The 18,628-nt window shown below is 65.6% G+C and carries 18 protein-coding genes and 1 tRNA gene; all 19 read left to right on the top strand.

Annotated features, from left to right (window positions below; genetic code table 11):
* The first annotated feature begins 1 nt into the window (after position 1).
* The 19 genes from ACR65K_RS08515 (at position 2) to ACR65K_RS08425 (ending at position 18,603) form a co-directional block, all read left to right on the top strand.
* A complete protein-coding gene (locus tag ACR65K_RS08515; RefSeq protein ID WP_440152251.1) occupies positions 2–409 on the top strand; it encodes a cytidine deaminase in 408 nt (135 codons plus the stop codon).
* Positions 406–1,722, top strand: a complete 1,317-nt coding sequence (locus tag ACR65K_RS08510) for a thymidine phosphorylase (protein ID WP_440152250.1) — start codon at positions 406–408, stop codon at positions 1,720–1,722. The genes ACR65K_RS08515 and ACR65K_RS08510 overlap by 4 nt, the downstream gene beginning before the upstream one ends.
* 6 nt (positions 1,723–1,728) lie before the next feature.
* On the top strand, positions 1,729–2,358 hold the full coding sequence (locus ACR65K_RS08505) for a DedA family protein (protein WP_056332407.1): 630 nt from the start codon (positions 1,729–1,731) through the stop codon (positions 2,356–2,358).
* Between the two features lie 134 nt (positions 2,359–2,492).
* On the top strand, positions 2,493–3,218 hold the full coding sequence (locus tag ACR65K_RS08500; protein WP_056332405.1) for a DedA family protein: 726 nt from the start codon (positions 2,493–2,495) through the stop codon (positions 3,216–3,218).
* Positions 3,219–3,271: 53 nt separating this feature from the next.
* Positions 3,272–4,408: an adenosine deaminase gene (locus ACR65K_RS08495; RefSeq protein WP_056332403.1), complete on the top strand. Its 1,137-nt coding sequence runs from the start codon at positions 3,272–3,274 to the stop codon at positions 4,406–4,408.
* A 61-nt stretch (positions 4,409–4,469) separates the two neighbouring features.
* A complete protein-coding gene (locus ACR65K_RS08490; RefSeq protein ID WP_082566732.1) occupies positions 4,470–5,060 on the top strand; it encodes a MazG nucleotide pyrophosphohydrolase domain-containing protein in 591 nt (196 codons plus the stop codon).
* A 118-nt stretch (positions 5,061–5,178) separates the two neighbouring features.
* Complete coding sequence (gene eno, locus ACR65K_RS08485) at positions 5,179–6,459, top strand: phosphopyruvate hydratase (RefSeq protein WP_056332399.1); 1,281 nt, start codon at positions 5,179–5,181, stop codon at positions 6,457–6,459.
* A gap of 122 nt (positions 6,460–6,581) precedes the next feature.
* On the top strand, positions 6,582–7,262 hold the full coding sequence (locus ACR65K_RS08480) for an FtsB family cell division protein (RefSeq protein ID WP_440152248.1): 681 nt from the start codon (positions 6,582–6,584) through the stop codon (positions 7,260–7,262).
* A gap of 27 nt (positions 7,263–7,289) precedes the next feature.
* Positions 7,290–7,961: a DUF501 domain-containing protein gene (locus tag ACR65K_RS08475; RefSeq protein WP_440152247.1), complete on the top strand. Its 672-nt coding sequence runs from the start codon at positions 7,290–7,292 to the stop codon at positions 7,959–7,961.
* On the top strand, positions 7,958–8,905 hold the full coding sequence (locus ACR65K_RS08470; protein ID WP_440152246.1) for a Ppx/GppA phosphatase family protein: 948 nt from the start codon (positions 7,958–7,960) through the stop codon (positions 8,903–8,905). The genes ACR65K_RS08475 and ACR65K_RS08470 overlap by 4 nt, the downstream gene beginning before the upstream one ends.
* 3 nt (positions 8,906–8,908) lie before the next feature.
* A complete protein-coding gene (locus tag ACR65K_RS08465; protein ID WP_440152244.1) occupies positions 8,909–10,318 on the top strand; it encodes a S8 family serine peptidase in 1,410 nt (469 codons plus the stop codon).
* A 34-nt stretch (positions 10,319–10,352) separates the two neighbouring features.
* Positions 10,353–11,819, top strand: coding sequence for an NAD(P)/FAD-dependent oxidoreductase (locus ACR65K_RS08460; protein ID WP_440152242.1), 1,467 nt, complete (start codon positions 10,353–10,355; stop codon positions 11,817–11,819).
* Positions 11,820–11,930: 111 nt separating this feature from the next.
* Positions 11,931–12,004, top strand: a tRNA-Leu gene (locus ACR65K_RS08455).
* Positions 12,005–12,244: 240 nt separating this feature from the next.
* Positions 12,245–13,477 carry a branched-chain amino acid ABC transporter substrate-binding protein gene (locus tag ACR65K_RS08450; protein WP_440152241.1) on the top strand — a complete coding sequence of 411 codons (1,233 nt, stop codon included), beginning with the start codon at positions 12,245–12,247 and terminating at the stop codon, positions 13,475–13,477.
* A gap of 157 nt (positions 13,478–13,634) precedes the next feature.
* Positions 13,635–14,642, top strand: a complete 1,008-nt coding sequence (locus ACR65K_RS08445) for a branched-chain amino acid ABC transporter permease (RefSeq protein ID WP_440152239.1) — start codon at positions 13,635–13,637, stop codon at positions 14,640–14,642.
* Positions 14,639–15,886 (top strand): branched-chain amino acid ABC transporter permease, encoded by a 1,248-nt coding sequence (locus tag ACR65K_RS08440; protein ID WP_440152237.1) that lies wholly within the window; start codon positions 14,639–14,641, stop codon positions 15,884–15,886. The genes ACR65K_RS08445 and ACR65K_RS08440 overlap by 4 nt, the downstream gene beginning before the upstream one ends.
* Positions 15,883–16,830, top strand: a complete 948-nt coding sequence (locus ACR65K_RS08435; protein ID WP_440152236.1) for an ABC transporter ATP-binding protein — start codon at positions 15,883–15,885, stop codon at positions 16,828–16,830. The genes ACR65K_RS08440 and ACR65K_RS08435 overlap by 4 nt, the downstream gene beginning before the upstream one ends.
* Positions 16,817–17,530, top strand: a complete 714-nt coding sequence (locus tag ACR65K_RS08430) for an ABC transporter ATP-binding protein (RefSeq protein ID WP_056332379.1) — start codon at positions 16,817–16,819, stop codon at positions 17,528–17,530. The genes ACR65K_RS08435 and ACR65K_RS08430 overlap by 14 nt, the downstream gene beginning before the upstream one ends.
* Before the next feature lie 152 nt (positions 17,531–17,682).
* A complete protein-coding gene (locus tag ACR65K_RS08425; RefSeq protein ID WP_440152234.1) occupies positions 17,683–18,603 on the top strand; it encodes a Bax inhibitor-1/YccA family protein in 921 nt (306 codons plus the stop codon).
* The last annotated feature ends 25 nt before the right edge of the window (positions 18,604–18,628 follow it).

The raw sequence follows: 18,628 nt of genomic DNA, 5'->3' as shown, positions 1-18,628 counted from the left end.
CATGGACAACGCACAAACAGTGGACTGGGCGGCCCTCGAAGCAGCAGCCGTCGCCGCCATGAAGAACGCCTACGCCCCGTACTCCAAATTCCCGGTGGGGGCCGCCGCCCTTACCGGGGACGGCCGGATTGTCAGCGGCTGCAATGTGGAGAACGCCAGCTATGGGCTGACGCTCTGCGCGGAATGCGCCCTGGTGGGCAACCTGCACATGACCGGGGGCGGTGTGCTGCGCGCCTTCTATTGCGTCGACGGGGCTGGAAATGTCCTCATGCCCTGCGGCCGGTGCCGGCAGTTGCTGTACGAATTCCGTGCCCCGGACATGCAGCTCATGACCACCCAAGGCATCAAGACCATGGACCAGGTGCTGCCCGACGCCTTTGGTCCCGAACACCTGGAGGAGACCCAGTGACCGAGAGCAGGACCGAGGCGTTCGACGCCGTTGACATCATCCGCACCAAACGGGACAAGGGCACGTTGAGCCCCGAACAGATCGACTGGACCATCGACGCCTACACCCGCGGCGCGATCGCGGATGAGCAGATGGCAGCATTGAACATGGCCATCCTGCTCAACGGGATGGACCGCGCCGAGATCGCGCGGTGGACCGCTGCCATGATCGCGTCCGGGGAACGGATGGACTTCTCCAGCCTCCGGCGGCCCGACGGGGGCCTGAAGTACACCACGGACAAGCATTCAACCGGCGGCGTAGGGGACAAGATCACCCTGCCGCTGGCCCCGCTTGTCGCCGTGTTCGGCGTGGCCGTGCCGCAGCTGTCAGGCCGTGGCCTGGGGCACACCGGCGGAACGCTGGACAAGCTGGAGTCCATTCCGGGGTGGCGGGCCAACCTTTCCAATGAGGAGATCCTGGCCCAGCTCCAGGACATCGGGGCGGTGATTTGCGCCGCCGGTGCCGGCCTGGCGCCCGCAGACAAGAAGCTCTACGCCCTGCGTGACGTTACCGGCACGGTGGAAGCCATCCCGCTGATCGCGTCCTCCATCATGAGCAAGAAGATCGCCGAGGGCACCGGATCGCTGGTCCTCGACGTCAAAGTGGGCAGCGGTGCCTTCATGAAGGACGAGGACAAAGCCCGCGAACTCGCCGAAACCATGGTGGCACTGGGCAAGGATGCCGGCGTCAACACGGTGGCGCTGCTGACCAACATGAACACGCCTCTGGGGCTCACCGCGGGCAACGCCATCGAGGTGGAGGAATCCGTGGAGGTGCTCGCCGGCGGCGGCCCGGACGACGTCGTGGAGCTGACCGTCCGGCTCGCCAGGGAAATGCTCGCGTGTGCAGGAGTGCACGACGCCGACCCCGCCGCCGCCCTTAAGGACGGCCGTGCCATGGACGTTTGGAACCGGATGATCGCCGCCCAAGGGGGCGACCCCCGGGCTTCGCTGCCGGTGGCCAGGGAATCCGACGTCGTCTACGCCCCGGCGGACGGTGTGCTGGTGGAACTGGACGCGCTCGCCGTGGGTGTGGCCGCCTGGCGGCTGGGAGCCGGACGTGCCCGCAAAGAGGACGCAGTCCAGGCGGGAGCAGGGGTGCGGATGCACGCCAAGCCCGGCGCCACGGTCCGCGCCGGCGAACCCCTGATGACCCTGCTCACGGACACCCCGGAGCGGTTTGCCCGTGCCAGGGAAGCCCTGGAACACGCGGTGGTTATCGCACCGGAAGGTTCGCGGCCCGCCCAGCAGCTCATCATCGACCGCATAGCATAGGCACCAATGCAGGCCATCAATGACTTCATCCTCGCCGCAGCCGGGCAGCCCTGGGTGCTCGTCCTGGTGCTGGCCTGCTGCATCATTGACGGCTTCTTCCCGCCCGTCCCCAGTGAATCCGTGGTGGTGGGCCTGGCAGCCGTCGCCGCCACCGCCGATGTTCCCAACCCGCTGCTCCTGGCCCTGGTCGCCGCTGTGGGTGCCTTCTCCGGTGACAACATCGCCTACCTGCTGGGCCGGCGGGTGGGCACCATGCGCTGGGCATGGATGCGCGGGCCGCGCATGCAAAGCGCATTCCGGTGGGCGGGCCGCGAACTCAGGAAGCGGCCGGCCTCGCTGATCCTCGTGGCCCGCTTTGTCCCCATCGGCCGGGTGGCCGTCAACCTCACCGCTGGGGCCACCCACTATCCGCATTTTCGGTTCATCGGGCTGACCGTCCTTTCGGCCAGCCTCTGGGCCGGCTACTCCGTGGCGATCGGGCTCTTCTTCGGCCAGTGGTTCGAAGACAACCACGTCCTGGGCGCGGCAATCGCCATCGTCTGCGCCGTGGCCCTGGGCATCGTGGTGGACCTCGTGATCAACAAATTCCGGGGCAAACCCAACGTTGTGGAACGGATCAGGGAACCAGGCGCCTGACCAGCGCGTTTAAGGGGTAATTCCGGGCATTGGGGCGTAGCGGACTGCGCCCCCCGCGTGGGACACTTAGGAACGATTTCCGCTTTGGCTGCGGCACTTTGGCTGTGTCATTTTTTATACAGGAGCAACACCGCGTGGAGTTTATTAATGAGGCCGTGCTCCATGCAGCGGGCCAGTGGTGGATTTACCCCGTCTTGCTGGTGTTCTTCTTCGTGGACGGTTTCGCCATGGTGGTCCCCAGCGAGACCCTTATTGTTGCGTTGGCGGCATTCTCCCGGCACAGCGGCGAACCCAACCTCTGGATCCTGGGCATCACGGCCCTGATCGGTGCCATCTGCGGCGACAACATGGCCTACCTGCTCGGCCGCAAGATCGGCCTGGACCGCTGGGGCTGGATGCGCCGGCCTAAAGTCCGGAAGGTGTTCGCGTGGGCGCGCTATGAGCTGGAAAAGCGCGGCGCCGTCCTGATCTTCACCGCCCGGTACATCCCGTGGGGCCGGGTGGCCGTCAACTACGTTGCCGGCAGCACCGGCTTCTCGCACCGCAGGTTCTTCGTTTTCGACGCCTTCGCCTGCGTCACGTGGGTGGGCTACTCCCTGGGCATCGGCGTTCTTGCCAGCTCGTTCCCCTGGCTGCACCACAACCCCCTGCTCAGCGCGGGAATCGCCGTCGTATTCGCCATTGTCCTGGGCATCGTCATCGACCACCTGCTGCGCTGGTGGCACAAGCGGCTGGGCCGCAACGACGCGCCTGAGTCTGACGAGTGGGGCGACGATACCTCCACGTCGGGGAATGAGGGGCGCCCCGGCACCCAGGCCCTGGTCATGCCGTCGGCAGAGGCCGGCCCCGCGGCCAAGTAGCGGCTGGCTTTGAACGGCTGGCATTGAATGCCGCCCCACCCTAAGGTGGGAACGTGACTGAGCCCATTGTTGACGCTGCCCCTGCCATCGATTTTGACCTGAAGAGCCTGCCCAAGGTGTCCCTTCACGACCACCTGGACGGGGGACTCCGTCCGGCCACCATCATCGAACTGGCGGAGGCCGTTGGCCACACGCTTCCCTCGACCGACCCCGTGGCCCTGGGGCAGTGGTTCCGGGAATCAGCGGATTCCGGATCCCTGGTCCGCTACCTGGAAACGTTCGACCACACCGTTGCCGTGATGCAGACCTACGATGGCCTGTTCCGGGTGGCGAAGGAATTCGTCGAGGACCTTGCCGACGACGGCGTGGTGTACGGCGAAGTCCGCTGGGCTCCCGAACAGCATCTCCAGAAGGGCCTCAGCCTCGATGAAGCCGTCGAAGCAGTCCAGGACGGCCTGGAGGCCGGCGTTGAAGCTGTCTCCGAAAGCGGCCGCGAAATCCAGGTGGGCCAGTTGATCACCGCCATGCGGCATGCCGACCGCGGCCAGGAGATCGCCGAACTGGCCGTCCGCCACCGCAACAAGGGCGCCGTGGGCTTTGACATCGCCGGGGCCGAGGACGGCTTCCTGCCCAGCCGCTTCAAGGACGCCTTCACCTACCTCGCCCAGCACAACTTCCCCGCCACGGTACACGCCGGCGAGGCCGCCGGGCTGGAAAGCATCCAGTCCGCGCTGGTGGACGGCCGGGCCCTGCGGCTGGGACACGGCGTCCGCATCGCGGAGGACATCATGGTGGAATTCGACGACGACGAGGAAGCCGGCGACACCGTGGGCCTGGTCACCCTCGGGGACCTCTCCAGCTGGGTCCGCGACCGCGGCATCGCCCTGGAAGTCTGCCCCTCCTCCAACCTCCAGACCGGCGCGATCGCGGAATTCGGCGAAGGCATCGAAAGCCACCCGCTGGACATGCTCTACCAGCTGGGCTTCAACGTCACCATCAACACGGACAACCGCCTGATGAGCGGCGTCACCCTGACCGATGAGTTCAACCTGTTGGTGGAGACCTTCGACTACGACCTCGACGACCTGCTGGAGCTGACCCTCAACGCCGCCGAGGCATCCTTCCTGCCCCTGGAGGAAAAGGAAGCGCTGGTGGAATACATCAACGACGCCTACGCCAACCTTGGCTGACCAGCCAGCAACTGAAGACTTGGTCACCATCGTCGGGCAGCTGCGCGAGCACTGTCCCTGGATGGGGGCCCTGACCCACGCTTCACTGGTGGAGTACCTCCTGGAGGAGGCGTACGAGGTGGCCGAAGCCATCGACGACGGCCACCCGGACGCCGAACTCCGCGGCGAACTCGGTGATGTCCTGCTCCAGGTGGTGCTGCATGCCCGGCTGGCCGAGGAGCGCGGCGCGTTCACGTTCGACGACGTTGCGCGCGGCCTGGGTGCCAAGATGATCCGCCGCAACCCACACGTCTTCAAACCCGACGGTTCCCTGCAGGACAGCTTCCCTGCAACGGTCGAGGAGATCGAGCAGAAGTGGGATGCGGTCAAACGGGCCGAACGCCCGGAGCGGGTCAATGCCTTTGAAGGCATTCCCGACGCCCTTCCCGCGCTGGCCAAGGCCCACAAGTCGCTGGACCGGGCCGCCCGCGCGGGCTTGGGGCTCCCCGAGGGGATTCCCGTTCCCGAAAACGAGGACGAACTCGGAAACCTGCTGCTCGCCGTCGTGCGTTCCGCCCGGGACAGCGGCATGGACGCCGAGCGCGCCCTGCGTGCAGCGGTCCGCCGTTACCAAAGCGGCCAGGCTGACCAAAACCATCCAGCAGCATCATGACGTCCCGGCCTTGGCCGGTTTGAGTAACCCGGAGCACTCTCGACTACGCTAGTCCCTGACGAGTACGTCGAGTTTTCTGCCTGATTCCCCCCGTTAATCGCCCATAAGGAGCAAATTCATGGCGCTTATCGATGCCATCCACGCCCGCGAGATCCTCGATTCCCGCGGCAACCCCACCGTAGAAGTTGAAGTCCTGCTTTCCGACGGCCAGATCGGCCGGGCGGCCGTTCCCTCCGGCGCCTCCACCGGCGAGCACGAGGCCGTCGAACTGCGCGACGGCGACAAGGGCCGCTACCTCGGCAAGGGCGTGCAGAAGGCCGTCGACGCCGTGATCGACCAGATCGCCCCCGCCCTGACCGGCTTCGACGCCACCGACCAGCGCAGCATCGACCAGGCCATGCTGGACCTGGACGGCACCCCCAACAAGGGCAAGCTCGGCGCCAACGCCATCCTGGGCGTTTCCCTGGCCGTCGCCAACGCAGCCGCAGCCTCCGCTGATCTGCCCCTCTACAAGTACCTGGGCGGCCCGAACGCCCACGTCCTGCCCGTGCCGCTGATGAACATCCTCAACGGCGGATCGCACGCCGACTCCGACGTCGACATCCAGGAATTCATGATCGCCCCGATCGGCGCCGAGACCTTCTCTGAAGGCCTGCGCTGGGGCGTCGAGGTCTACCACAACCTCAAGTCCGTGCTCAAGGAAAAGGGCCTGTCCACCGGCCTCGGCGACGAGGGCGGCTTCGCCCCGAACCTGCCGTCCAACCGTGCAGCCCTGGACCTGATCCAGGAAGCCATCAAGAACGCCGGCTACACCCCGGGCAAGGACATCGCCCTGGCCCTGGACGTTGCCTCCTCCGAGTTCTTCAAGGACGGCGCCTACCAGTTCGAAGGCAAGTCCCTGTCCGCCACCGAGATGAGCGCCTACTACGCCGAGCTCGTGGCAGACTACCCGCTGGTCTCCATCGAAGACCCGCTGGACGAGAACGACTGGGAAGGCTGGAAGACCCTCACCGACTCCATCGGCGACAAAGTCCAGCTGGTGGGTGACGACCTCTTCGTCACCAACCCCTCCATCCTGCAGCGCGGCATCGACACTAGGACCGCCAACTCCCTGCTGGTCAAGGTCAACCAGATCGGTTCGCTGACCGAGACCCTGGATGCTGTGAGCCTGGCCCAGCGCGCCGGCTACACCACCATCACCTCACACCGCTCCGGCGAAACCGAGGACACCACCATCGCCGACATTGCGGTAGCCACCAACGCCGGCCAGATCAAGACCGGTGCTCCTGCCCGTTCCGAGCGCGTTGCCAAGTACAACCAGCTGCTGCGCATCGAAGAGGAACTGGACGACGCCGCACGCTACGCCGGCCGCAGCGCGTTCCCGCGTTTCAAGGGCTAGTAACCGCCTAAACCCATCCGCGGTGGCTATGGTTGAAAGACCATAGCCACCGCTGTTGTTTGCAGCAGCATTTGTCCAGCACAGATAGTGGCGGCCCAGGCAGGCTGCGTTTCAGGAGTGTCATGGCTACCCGCCGCCCCAAAGTTCCCAAGGTCGCCCCCGCCCGTCCAGCCCCAACGGCCGACGACGGAGCCTCCGGCCGTGCCGAGGTCATCCGGGCGGATTTCCGTCCGGGCAAGGGTGGGGATGCCAAAGCGCCTACCCCACCTTTGGGCGGTCACCGGGGGCATGGAGCCGGGGGACACGCCGCCGGGAAGGCGGGGGAGGGGGCCAAGGCCCGGCCTTCGGCCGGACGCAAAGGCAGCAGTTCCGGTGACGGCAAGGCCGCCCGGGCCGGCGATGATGAGCAGCACCCGGTCCCGGCCAAGGCGTTCTCTGGCCGCATGCTGGCCCTGGCCGTTGTGATGATTGCCATCACCATCATGCTGGCGCCCACGGTGAAGATTTTCTTCGACAAGAAAGCCGAAATCGACGCGCTGAACGCCGATATCGCCGCACGCCAGGCCGAAGGCGACGCCCTCCGGCAGCAGGTTTCACGGTGGCAGGACCCCAACTACGTCAAACAGCAGGCCCGCGACCGCATTAACATGGTTATGCCGGGCGAAACCGGCTACTGGGTTTTTGGCAGCGACGAGCCGGCCGGAGAAAGCAGTAGCCCCGCCGGCGCAGCAGCACAAGACCCCGCCGATCTGCCGTGGGTGGATTCCCTGTGGGAGTCCATCCGGCGCGCGGCCACAGACTGAACCGCACAGGAAGGACGGCCCGCGACAGTGGAACACAACACGGCAGCCGCCCGGGACGAATCCCGCCAACCGACAGCACACGACCTTGAAGTACTGAGCAGGCAGCTGGGACGACCCGTCCGCGACGTCGTGGAGATTCCGGCGCGCTGCGTCTGTGGGAACCCGCTGGTGGCAGCCACCGCGCCCCGCCTCAGCAACGGCACCCCCTTTCCCACCACCTTCTACCTGACGCACCCGGTCATCACCTCCGCGGTTTCCAGGCTTGAGGCGGCAGGCGTCATGAACAGCATGAACGACCAGCTGGCCGGCGATGCCGGGCTCGCTGCCGCCTACCGGACAGCACACGAGCAGTACCTGGCCGCCCGTGCCGCCATCGGGGAGCGGTCAGGCATCGGTCCCGTGCCTGAAATCGACGGCGTCTCCGCCGGCGGAATGCCCACCCGCGTCAAATGCCTGCACGTCCTGGTGGGCCATTCCCTGGCAGCAGGCAGCGGCGTCAACTCCCTGGGGGACCAGTCGCTGGACATGATCAGCGAATGGTGGACCGCGGACAGGTGCTACTGCACCGGCGCCTGGGACACCACCGGCGAGGCGCCCTCCAGGGACCTCAGTCGCCACGGACCACAGGGCCTGCCCGATATCGTCGGCCGCCCTGCCCCCGTGCGGAAGTCCGCCGGCGCCACGGAGGCCGGGGAATGACCCGCGTGGCCGCCATCGACTGCGGCACCAACTCCATCCGCCTCCTGATCGCGGACATTGACCGCAGCAACGGCAACACGGCCCTTACCGACGTCGTCAGGGAGATGCGGGTGGTCCGGCTGGGCCAGGGCGTGGACGCCACGGGCGAACTGGCCCCGGAAGCCCTGGAACGCACCTTTGCCGCCACTGCTGACTACGCCCGCCTGATCAAGGAACACGACGCAGAGCGGATCCGCTTCGTAGCCACCTCCGCAAGCCGCGATGCACGCAACCGGAACGTCTTCGTGGACGGCATCAGGGACCTGCTGGGAGTGGAGCCGGAAGTTATCTCCGGGGACGAGGAAGCGGCCTTGTCCTTTGCCGGCGCCAGCAGCGTCCTGCCAATCCTGGACGGCCACCAGGTGCTGGTGGTGGACCTCGGCGGCGGAAGCACCGAGTTCGTCCTGGGCACTTCCGCCGGGGTTACGGCAGCGAAGTCCGTGGACATCGGCTGTGTCCGCCTGACCGAACGGCACCTGCGCGCGGATCCTCCCACCGCGGAACAGATTGCCGCCGCGGAAGCCGATGTGGACGCCGCCATGGCCCGCGCAGGACGAGACGTGCCGCTGGAACGCGCCACCGCCGTCCTCGGTGTTGCCGGGTCCGTCACCACCATCACCGCCCATGCGCTCCGCCTGCCGGAATATTCGCCGGACGCCATCCACGGCGCAGTACTGCCCATTGGGGAGGTACGCGCCGCAGCCACCGACCTGCTGTCCATGACCCGGACGGACCGTGCAGCATTGCCGTATATGCACCCCGGACGCGTGGACGTCATCGGTGCCGGGGGACTGGTGTGGCGACGCATCCTGGAACGGATGGGGGAGTTGAGCGGCGGGAGGATCACCGCGGCCACCGCAAGCGAACACGACATCCTTGACGGCATCGCGCTGAGCATCGGTTAGGCCATGCACTCCACCTCAGCTCCCACCCCGTTGGTACCCCGGGCGGCGGCCGCCGTCCTGGCCGTGCTCCTGGCGGCGTGCTGCCTCTGCGCAGGCCTCTTCACGGCACCCGCCGCAAATGCTGATGAATGGCGCGACAAGGAATACTGGCTGGCGGACTCGGGCATCACCAAGGCGTGGGAAGTGTCAAAGGGCGCCGGCGTCAAGGTTGCCGTCATCGACAGCGGCATCGACGCCCAGCACCCGGACCTCAAGGGGGCTGTCGTCGGCGGTTACGACGCCTCCGGATCAGGCCAGCCGGACGGCCAGAAGAGCGTCGGCTCCAAGCCCGAACACGGCACCCTGGTGGCCACCATGCTGGCCGGCCGCGGACACCAGCCCGCAAGCCCCAGTCCCAGCCCCAGTCCGGGGCTGCAGGGCACGCCGCCGGACGGCATCGTGGGTGTGGCGCCGGAAGCGCAGCTCCTTTCCGTCTCCACCTGGCTCGGCTCAGCCAATCCTTCGGGCAAGAGCGACCAGGACCAAATTCCCGAGGCAGTCCGCTGGGCCGTGGACAACGGCGCCAAGGTGATCAACATTTCGCTGGGCAGCACAACCCCGCAATGGCCCCAAAGCTGGGATGCCGCATTCCTGTATGCGGAGCAAAAGGACGTGGTCATCGTGGCCGCGGCCGGAAACCGCGTGGGCGGCAACACCCAGGTGGGCGCGCCCGCCACCATTCCCGGCGTCCTCACCGTCGCAGGCCTGGACCGCAGGAACCTGGCCAGCGTGGACGCCTCTTCACAAGGAATCAGCATCGGGGTGGCTGCCCCGGCCGAGAACCTGCTGGGCGGCCTCCCCGGCGGGAGCTACGCGGAATGGGCCGGGACCTCCGGGTCCACGCCCATCGTTGCCGGCGTTGCCGCCCTGATCCGGTCCAAGTGGCCGGACATGAGCGCCGAACAGGTGATCAACAGGATCGTCTCCACGGCCAAGGACGCCGGCACACCGGGCAAGGACCCGCTGTACGGCTACGGCATCCTCAATGCGGAGGCGGCGCTGAAGGCCGACGTCCCCCAGGTCTCCGTCAACCCGCTCGGCACCGTCGCCGAATGGATCCGGGTGCACCGGCGGGGCAACGCCGCGCCGGCCACCCCGCTGCCCACCGCCACCTCTGTGCCCAGCGCGGCACCCACGCTGCCCGAAGCAACCGTTCCCGCTGCCAAGGCCCCTTCGCAGCGTGACAGTGCCATCGGCGCCGCCGTCGTTATCGGTTTCGCTGTCCTGTTCGTGGCCATCATCGCCGGTGCTGCCATCCAACTCGGGAGGGCCGCCCGGAACCCTGCGCTTGCCCGGGAAGAGCCCGAAACCGGGCTGGTGGAACGGGTGCATTCGCGCAGTAATCCGCACATTACTGACCGGGGCGCAAGTTAGTGAAGATTTTCACAAACTGCGCTATCCTTAAACTATGGCAACCACCCCACAGCTCCAGGACCGTCCCAGGGTACTCGTCGTCGGCGGCGGGTACGTCGGCCTGTACGTAGCACTGAAACTGCAGAAGAAGATCGCGAATGCCGGTGGCATCGTCACCGTCGTTGATCCCCTGCCCTACATGACCTACCAGCCCTTCCTTCCCGAGGTAGCCGGCGGCAACATCGAAGCCCGTCACGCGGTGGTATCCCACCGCCAGCACCTCAAGCAGACGGAACTGATCCAGGGCCGCGTCACCTCGATCGACCACGAAAACCGTACGGCCGTGGTGGCTCCCGCCGATGGCGGCGAAAACTTTGAAATTCCGTACTTCGACGTCGTGCTTGCAGCCGGCGCCATCACCCGCACGTTCCCCATCAAGGGCCTTGCGGACAAGGGCATTGGCCTGAAGACCATCGAGGAAGCCGTTGCGCTGCGCAACAAGCTGCTGGAACGCATCGAGGTTGCCTCCACCATGACGGACCCGGCTGCACGCGCCCGGGCCCTCACCTTCGTGGTGGTCGGTGGCGGCTTTGCCGGCATCGAATGCATCACCGAAATGGAAGACCTCGCCCGCGCTGCCGTGCGCAACAACCCGCGTATCAAACAGGAGGAAGTCCGCTTCGTCCTGGTCGAAGCCATGGGCCGCATCATGCCCGAGGTTACTGCCAAGCAGGCTGACTGGGTGGTTGAGCACCTCCGCAGCCGCGGCATCGAGGTCCTCCTGAACACCTCGCTGGACAGCGCCGAAGGCACCCTGAAGCTCATCAACCTGCCGGACAAGACCCCCGCACAGGAATTCGAAGCCGACACCCTCGTGTGGACGGCCGGCGTGCAGGCCAACCCGATGGTCCGCTCCACCGACTTCCCGCTCGAGCCCCGCGGCCGCGTCCGCGTCCTGCCGGACCTGCGCATCGCCGGTGACGAAGGCATCGTGGAGAACGCCTGGGCCGCGGGCGACATCGCCGCTGTTCCGGACCTCACAGGCAAGGGCCTGCCGGACGGAACCTGCGTCCCCAATGCCCAGCACGCCCTGCGCCAGGCCAAGCGCCTTGCCAAGAACCTGTGGGCTTCCCGCTGGGACAAGCCGCTGGCGGACTACAAGCACAAGAACCTGGGTGCTGTGGCCGGCTTCGGCGAGTGGAAGGGTGTTGCCAACATCAACCTCCTGGGCCGCATCGGCCTCAAGGGCGGACTGGCGTGGCTGGCCCACCGTGGCTACCACGGCATGGCCATGCCCACATTCGAGCGCAAGTTCCGCGTCATCCTGAACTGGATCATCGGCTTCTTCGCAGGCCGCGACACCACCCAGTTGATGGACCTGGACAACCCCCGCGGTGCCTTCGTCTCGGCAGCAACCCCCGCCCCGAAGCCCGCGGCTGCACCGGCAGCCGTTCCGGTCGGCGGTTCCGGTTCAACCGCCACTGCCGCTCCGAAGGAAACGGTTGCGGCCAACGCCAAGTAGCGCGTCGGTTCCACCTTTTTGCAGCGCCCGACGGCGGCCGGCCCCCTTGTGGGACCGGCCGCCGTTGGCGTTTCCAGCCGATGCGCCTTTCACGGGTACCATTGACCCGGCGCCCCAGTAGCCCAATTGGCAGAGGCAGCGGACTTAAAATCCGCGTGTTGTGGGTTCGAGTCCCACCTGGGGTACACATGTTCCGCCATCACGGTGCCGTCACCGACTGTCGAAAGCCGCCTGCCCAGCAGGCGGCTTTCGGCGTTTAATGCCCCACAGGAAACTACTGTTATAAGGCTGTGACCTCAGTCACTTAGTTTCCCGCCGTCTATGCACTAGCTTGAACCTAAATCAGGAATACCTGGTCCCGCTCCGGGCGCCACCGCGCCCGTTCCGCACCCGCATCGCACGGTCCTGTTTCGGAAGGCAGATTAATGTACCGAAAGAAAGTCCTCACTTCGTTGGCAGCGGCAGCCACGTTCAGCATGCTGCTGTCGGCCTGCGCCAACCAAGCAGGCCCCAGCAACACTGAGAGCTCCGGCTCGTCCAACAAAGTGAACATCCCCGCCATTTCGAAAGTGGACGTCCCCGCCGGCGCCGTTAAGCCTGCCGGTGACGGAAAGGCTACCTGCCCGGCCACCACCACACTGGCCTATGCCGGCGCACAGACCGGACCCAACGCCCAGCTCGGCGTCAATATCTTCAACGGCATCCAGCTGGCCATCGACCAGCACAACAAGGCCAACCCGGGCTGCCAGGTGCAGTTCAAGAAGTTCGATACGGAAGGCGACCCGAACAAGGCCACCGGCCCCGTCACCCAGCTGGTGAGTGAGCCGGACATCCTGGGCGTTATCGGGCTCCCGTTCTCCGGTGAATCCAAAGCCACAGGCAACATCTTCGAGCAGAAGGGCCTGGTCCACATCACGCCGTCGGCCACCAATCCCGGCCTGACGGGCAACGGCTGGACCACCTTCTTCCGGGGCCTCGGCAATGACGCCGTCCAGGGCCCGGCGGCCGCCAAGTTCCTCACCGGGAAGCTCGGCGCCAAGAAGGTCTACCTGGTCCAGGATGACTCCGACTACGGCATCGGCCTGGGAACCTCCACCTCTGCCGGCCTGGGCAGCGCCTTGGCCGGGACCGAAAAGGTGACCACCGGCCAGAAGGACTTCTCGGCAGTCATTTCCAAGATCATGAATGCCAAGGCAGACGCCGTGTTCTACGCCGGCTACTACGCTGAGGGCGCGCCCTTCGACCAGCAGCTGGTGGGCAAGGGATTCACGGGAACGTTCGTGGCACCCGATGGTGTCAAGGATGACCAGTTCATCAAGCAGGCAGGCGACGCGTCCAGCAACGCCTACTTCACCTGCCCCTGCATCCCGGGTGAACTGATCCCCGATTTCGCCTCGGCCTACAAGGACATTTCGAAGGGCGCAGAGCCCGGTACGTACTCCATCGAGGGCTACGACGCCGCAACCGTCCTCCTCTCCGGCATCGACGCGGGCAAGCAAAGCCGCGCCGACCTGCTGGCCTGGGTCAAGTCCTACGACAAGGACGGCCTGAGCAAGCACTACAAGTGGGATGCCAAGGGCGAGCTCCAGGCCCCGACCGTGTACGGCTACAAGGTGGAAAACGGCAAGATCGTTCCCGTCGGTCCCATCGGGGAGTAGCAGCCCGGCGGAACGGAACCGGCTGTGGGGGCCAGCATCAGCAGGCCCCCACAGCCTTTTCTTCGCTTGGCAGCAGCCCAGGACCAAGTTACGTCACTAGACACAAGTCCCACGGCCGGGCCCACAAGGCCGCGTGCAACTGGATCAGGATGTTCCCATGCTTCCCACTCTTGTCCCACTCCTCCCGACTGAAAACGACTGGATCACCTTCGACATACCGTCCCTGGCCCAGAACTTCTGGAGTGCCACCTTTGACGGCCTCACGTTCGGGGCCATCTATGCGCTCGTAGCACTGGGTTACACCCTGGTTTACGGCGTGCTGAACCTGATCAACTTCGCCCACTCTGAAGTGTTCATCGTCGGCTGCTACGCAGTCTTCTTTACCCTCAGCAGCCTGGGCTTCGGTCCCTCGGTTCCCCGGCTCGACATCTGGGCCATCATCCTTAACCTGCTGCTGGCGCTGGTCCTGGCCATGGTTGCCTCGGCGGTGACAGCCTTCCTGCTGGAACGCATCGCGTACAAACCCCTGCGGCAACGGAACGCCCCGCGCCTGGTGTTCCTGATCACCGCCATCGGTGCTTCCTTCACCATCCAGTACCTGATCTACCTGTGGCGTGGCCCCAGCCCGGAGCTTGCCCTGACCATGTTCAGGCCCACCCCCATCTTCGACGTCTTCGGCACCATCATCGATTCCCAGCAACTGGTGATCATCATCGCCGCGGTGATCATGATGGTGGGCATTGACAGGTTCATCAGCAAGTCGCGCACCGGCCGCGGCATCCGGGCTGTTGCGCAGGATCCTGATACGGCAACATTGATGGGCGTCAACAAAGAGCGCATCATTATTACCACCTTCATCATCGGAGGCCTGCTCGCAGGAGCCGCCGCCTTGTTCTATGTCATGAAAATCCCGTCCGGTGTCCAATACAGCGGTGGATTCGTCCTGGGTATCAAGGCGTTCGCAGCCGCTGTGCTCGGTGGCATCGGCAACGTCCGCGGAGCCCTGCTGGGCGGCCTGCTGCTCGGCCTGATCGGCAACTACGGCCAGATTCTGCTGGGCAACTCGCAGTGGACCGACGTCGTGGCGTTCGTGGTGCTGGTGCTGGTGCTGCTGCTGCGGCCCGAAGGCATCCTGGGAACCTCCCTTGGAAGGAGCAAAGCATGAGCACGACGGATGGCCCCACGCCGCTGCAGACGGCGGCTGCCGAACAGGCAGCAGAGGAACGCGAAGCGTCCTCGAAAGCTGCAGGAAAAAGCGATCTCGCCCAGCGGGGCAAACGCAAGCCCGGGTACTTCTCCGACCGGTGGCACGCACTGTCCCGGCAACAGCAGTGGGCGTTCCTGATCATCGTCGTGGTACTGGCCTACCTGCTCCCGCTGATGAATCCGCCCATCATCACCACCGAGCCCGGCAACAACTTCGCCCTGGCCTGCTTCGACATGGCGCGCTTCGCACTCATCGCCGTCGGCCTCAACGTGGTGGTGGGTTACGCCGGCCTGCTTGACCTTGGATATGTCGCCTTCTTTGCGGTGGGTTCCTATTGTGCGGCCATGCTGACCAGTCCCGACTCGCCTTTCCTGCACATTCCGTACCTGTGGACCATCCCGATCGCCATGGCGGTCACCATGTTCTTCGGCGTGGTGCTGGGCGTGCCCACCCTCCGCCTCAGGGGTGACTACCTTGCCATCGTGACGCTGGGGTTCGGCGAAATCGTCCGTATCCTGGCCACCATCATCCCGGCCATGAAGGGCCAGGTGGGCTTCCAGAACGTCGGCCACCCCCCGGGGACCGAGGCTGACGGAACGCCCATCTTCTCCAACTCGAACGGCGTGCCCTGGTACTGGTTGACGCTGACCATCATCATCATCGTCACCCTCCTGGTGGGCAACCTGGAACGCAGCCGCGTGGGACGCGCCTGGATCGCCATCCGTGAAGACGAGGACGCCGCCGAAATCATGGGCGTTCCCACCTTCAAATACAAGGTGTGGGCCTTCGCCATCGGCGCTGCGATCGGCGGCCTGTCCGGAGCCCTGTTCGCCGGCCAGGTGGGGTTCGTCAACAACCAGAAGTTCGACGTCACCACCTCCATCCTGTTCCTCGCCGCCGTGGTGCTCGGCGGAGCCGGCAACAAGGTGGGCGCCATCCTGGGCGGAGCCCTGGTCAGCTACATCCCGCTCCGGTTCACCGCCATCGCGGAATACAAGTACCTGATCTTCGGCATCGCCCTGGTACTGATCATGATCTTCCGTTCCCAGGGGCTGCTGCCGGCACGGCAGCGGCTGCTCGCTTACGGACGGACGGCCCTGAACAAGGTCACCAGCCGCGAGGGCACCGAACCTAAGGACACGGACAATTCATCAGCCGGGCCGGGCACCCGCGCGGCCGGACAGAGAGGAGCGGAGGCATGAGCTCCGATGAGAGGCACGGAGGCTCCAGCAGCGTGGAGGAGCAGCCGGCAGTTGACGGCTCCGCCGCTGTTGCGCCCGAGATCGACATTGAAGCCCTTGCCGAAGCCGGGGTGGACCAGGAGCTTGCCGAGAAGGTGGCCCCGGACCGCGATATCGCAGTCAAGGTCGGCGACAATATCGTTGAGGTGCAGAACCTGACCATCAAGTTCGGTGGCCTTGTGGCGCTGGACAACATCAGCTTCAACATCAAGCGGGGCGAGATCCTGGGGCTGATCGGGCCCAATGGTGCCGGCAAGACCACCTGCTTCAACGCGATGACGGGCGTCTACAAGCCCACCAGCGGCAAGGTGGTGCTGGAGGGCCAGGTCCTGAACGGCATCAAGCAGCACAAGATCACCCGCCTGGGCCTGTCGCGCACCTTTCAGAACATCCGGTTGTTCGGTGAAATGACGGCCCTTGAGAACGTTGTGGTGGGCCTGGACGCGCGGCACCGGACCAGCGTCGGCGGGGCACTGCTGCGCCTGCCCACCCACATCAGGGAGGAGAAGTCCGCCATCGAGCGGGGCATGGCCCTGCTGGACTTCGTCGGCATCGGCAGCCACGCCCACGTCCTGTCCCGGCAGCTGCCGTACGGCTATCAGCGCCGCCTTGAGATCGCCCGGGCCCTGGCCACCGATCCCAAGGTGCTGTGCCTCGACGAGCCTGCGGCCGGCTTCAATCCTGCCGAGAAGGAGGAACTGATGGCGCTTATCCGCACCATCAGGGATGAGGGCTACACGGTGTTGCTGATTGAGCACGATATGAAGCTCGTGATGGGCGTGACAGACAGGATCGTCGTGCTGGAATTCGGGAAGAAGATCGCGGATGGACTGCCGCGCGAGATCCGCGAAGACCCGCGCGTTATTGCCGCCTACCTAGGAGAGCCCGAAGATGACGTTGCTTGAACTTAAGGACGTTTCCGTCCACTACGGCCGCATCCAGGCGCTGCGGAACATCTCCTTCACCGTGGACGAAGGTGAAGTCGTGGCCCTCATCGGCGCCAATGGTGCCGGCAAGACCACCACCATGCGGACCATCTCGGGGCTCTTGAACTGCTCCGAAGGCAAGGTCACCTTCGCCGGCCAGGACATCACCAAGATGAAGGCCCACATCCGGGTGGTCCATGGAATCTCCCAGGCTCCCGAAGGGCGCGGGATCTTCCCAGGCATGACCGTCATGGAAAACCTGGACATGGGGACCTTCGGACGCAAGGACCGCAGCGGAGTGGGGAAGGACCTGGACCGTGTGTTCGACCTCTTTCCCCGGCTCAAGGAGCGGGAAAAGCAGTACGGGGGCACCATGTCCGGCGGCGAGCAGCAGATGCTGGCCATCGGGCGGGCCCTGATGTCCAACCCGAAGCTGCTGCTGCTGGACGAGCCGTCCATGGGCCTGGCGCCGCAGTTCATCCGCCAGATTTTCAAGATCATCAAGGAAATCAACAACCAGGGGACCACGGTCCTGATGGTGGAGCAAAACGCCAACCAGGCCCTGGCCGGGGCGCACCGCGCCTTCGTGCTGGAAACCGGGGAGATCACCCACAGCGGCACCGGGAAGCAGCTGCTGGAGGATCCGTCCATCAAGGAGGCCTACCTGGGGGTGGGGTAGTTGGCTCAACGGGGTCCGGTGCTTTACGAGCGCGCAACGGTCACGGTTCGGTTGCAACCGGGCCCCGCGGGAACTTTCCCTGCCACCCCCACGTGGGAATTGGTAGCGTAACAAAAAGCTCATCACCCACATCCACATGGAGGAATCCCGCAATGGCACTTGGCGGCAACCCGATCTTCAACGGAAAGAGTTTCCGTGGAGCCACCCAGGCACCGCCTGTCCCGCAGGCTCCCTACGGCGCTCCCTATGGCCAGCAGCCTTATGGCGGCCAGGCGCCCTACGGACAGCAGCCGTACGGTCAGCAGGGCTGGGGCACGCAGCCCCAGAGCATGACCGACGAACAGCTGCGCCAGATGTACAGCCAGCCGTCGGCCGGCCCGGCGGACACCGGACGGATGACGTTCGACGACGTCATCATGAAGACTGCTGCCTGCCTCGCCGCAGTGGTCGCCGGCGCCGCAGTCACCCTTGTGGTGGCGCAGGGCCTGGCCTCCCTGCTGATGATCGTCGGTGCCCTGGGCGGGTTCGTACTCGCCTTGGTCAACACCTTCAAGAAGCAGCCGTCGCCGGCGCTGATCCTCGCCTACGCGGCCCTGGAGGGCCTGTTCCTAGGCGGCTTGACCCGGATCCTTGACGGCATGTTCCCCGGCGTCGGCCTGCAGGCCGTGATCGGCACGTTGTCCGTGTTTGCCGTGACACTGTTGCTCTTCAAGAGCGGCAAGGTCCGCGCCACGCCCCGCGCCATGCGGTTCTTCATGATCGCCATCATCGGCTACGCCGTGTTTGCGCTGATCAACATGATCATGATGTGGACAGGGGCCGTGCAGAGCCCGTTCGGCCTGCGCACCAGCGTCGAGATCTTCGGCATCCCGCTGGGCGTCTTCATCGGCCTGCTGGCCATCGGCCTCGCCGCTTTCTCGCTGATCATGGACTTCACCAGCATCGAAGAAGGCGTCCGCAGCGGAGCCCCGCAACGCTTCTCCTGGACAGCCGCCTTCGGCCTGACCGTCACGCTTGTCTGGCTGTACGTGGAGATCATCCGCCTGCTCGCCATCCTGCGCGGCGACGACTAGGCACCCCGGCAACTTCCGCCGTCGT

It is taken from the genome of Arthrobacter sp. SAFR-179, assembly GCF_059414945.1.
The sequence above is the reverse complement of the archived record's forward strand: the minus strand, read 5'-3'. Positions and strand labels throughout refer to the sequence as shown.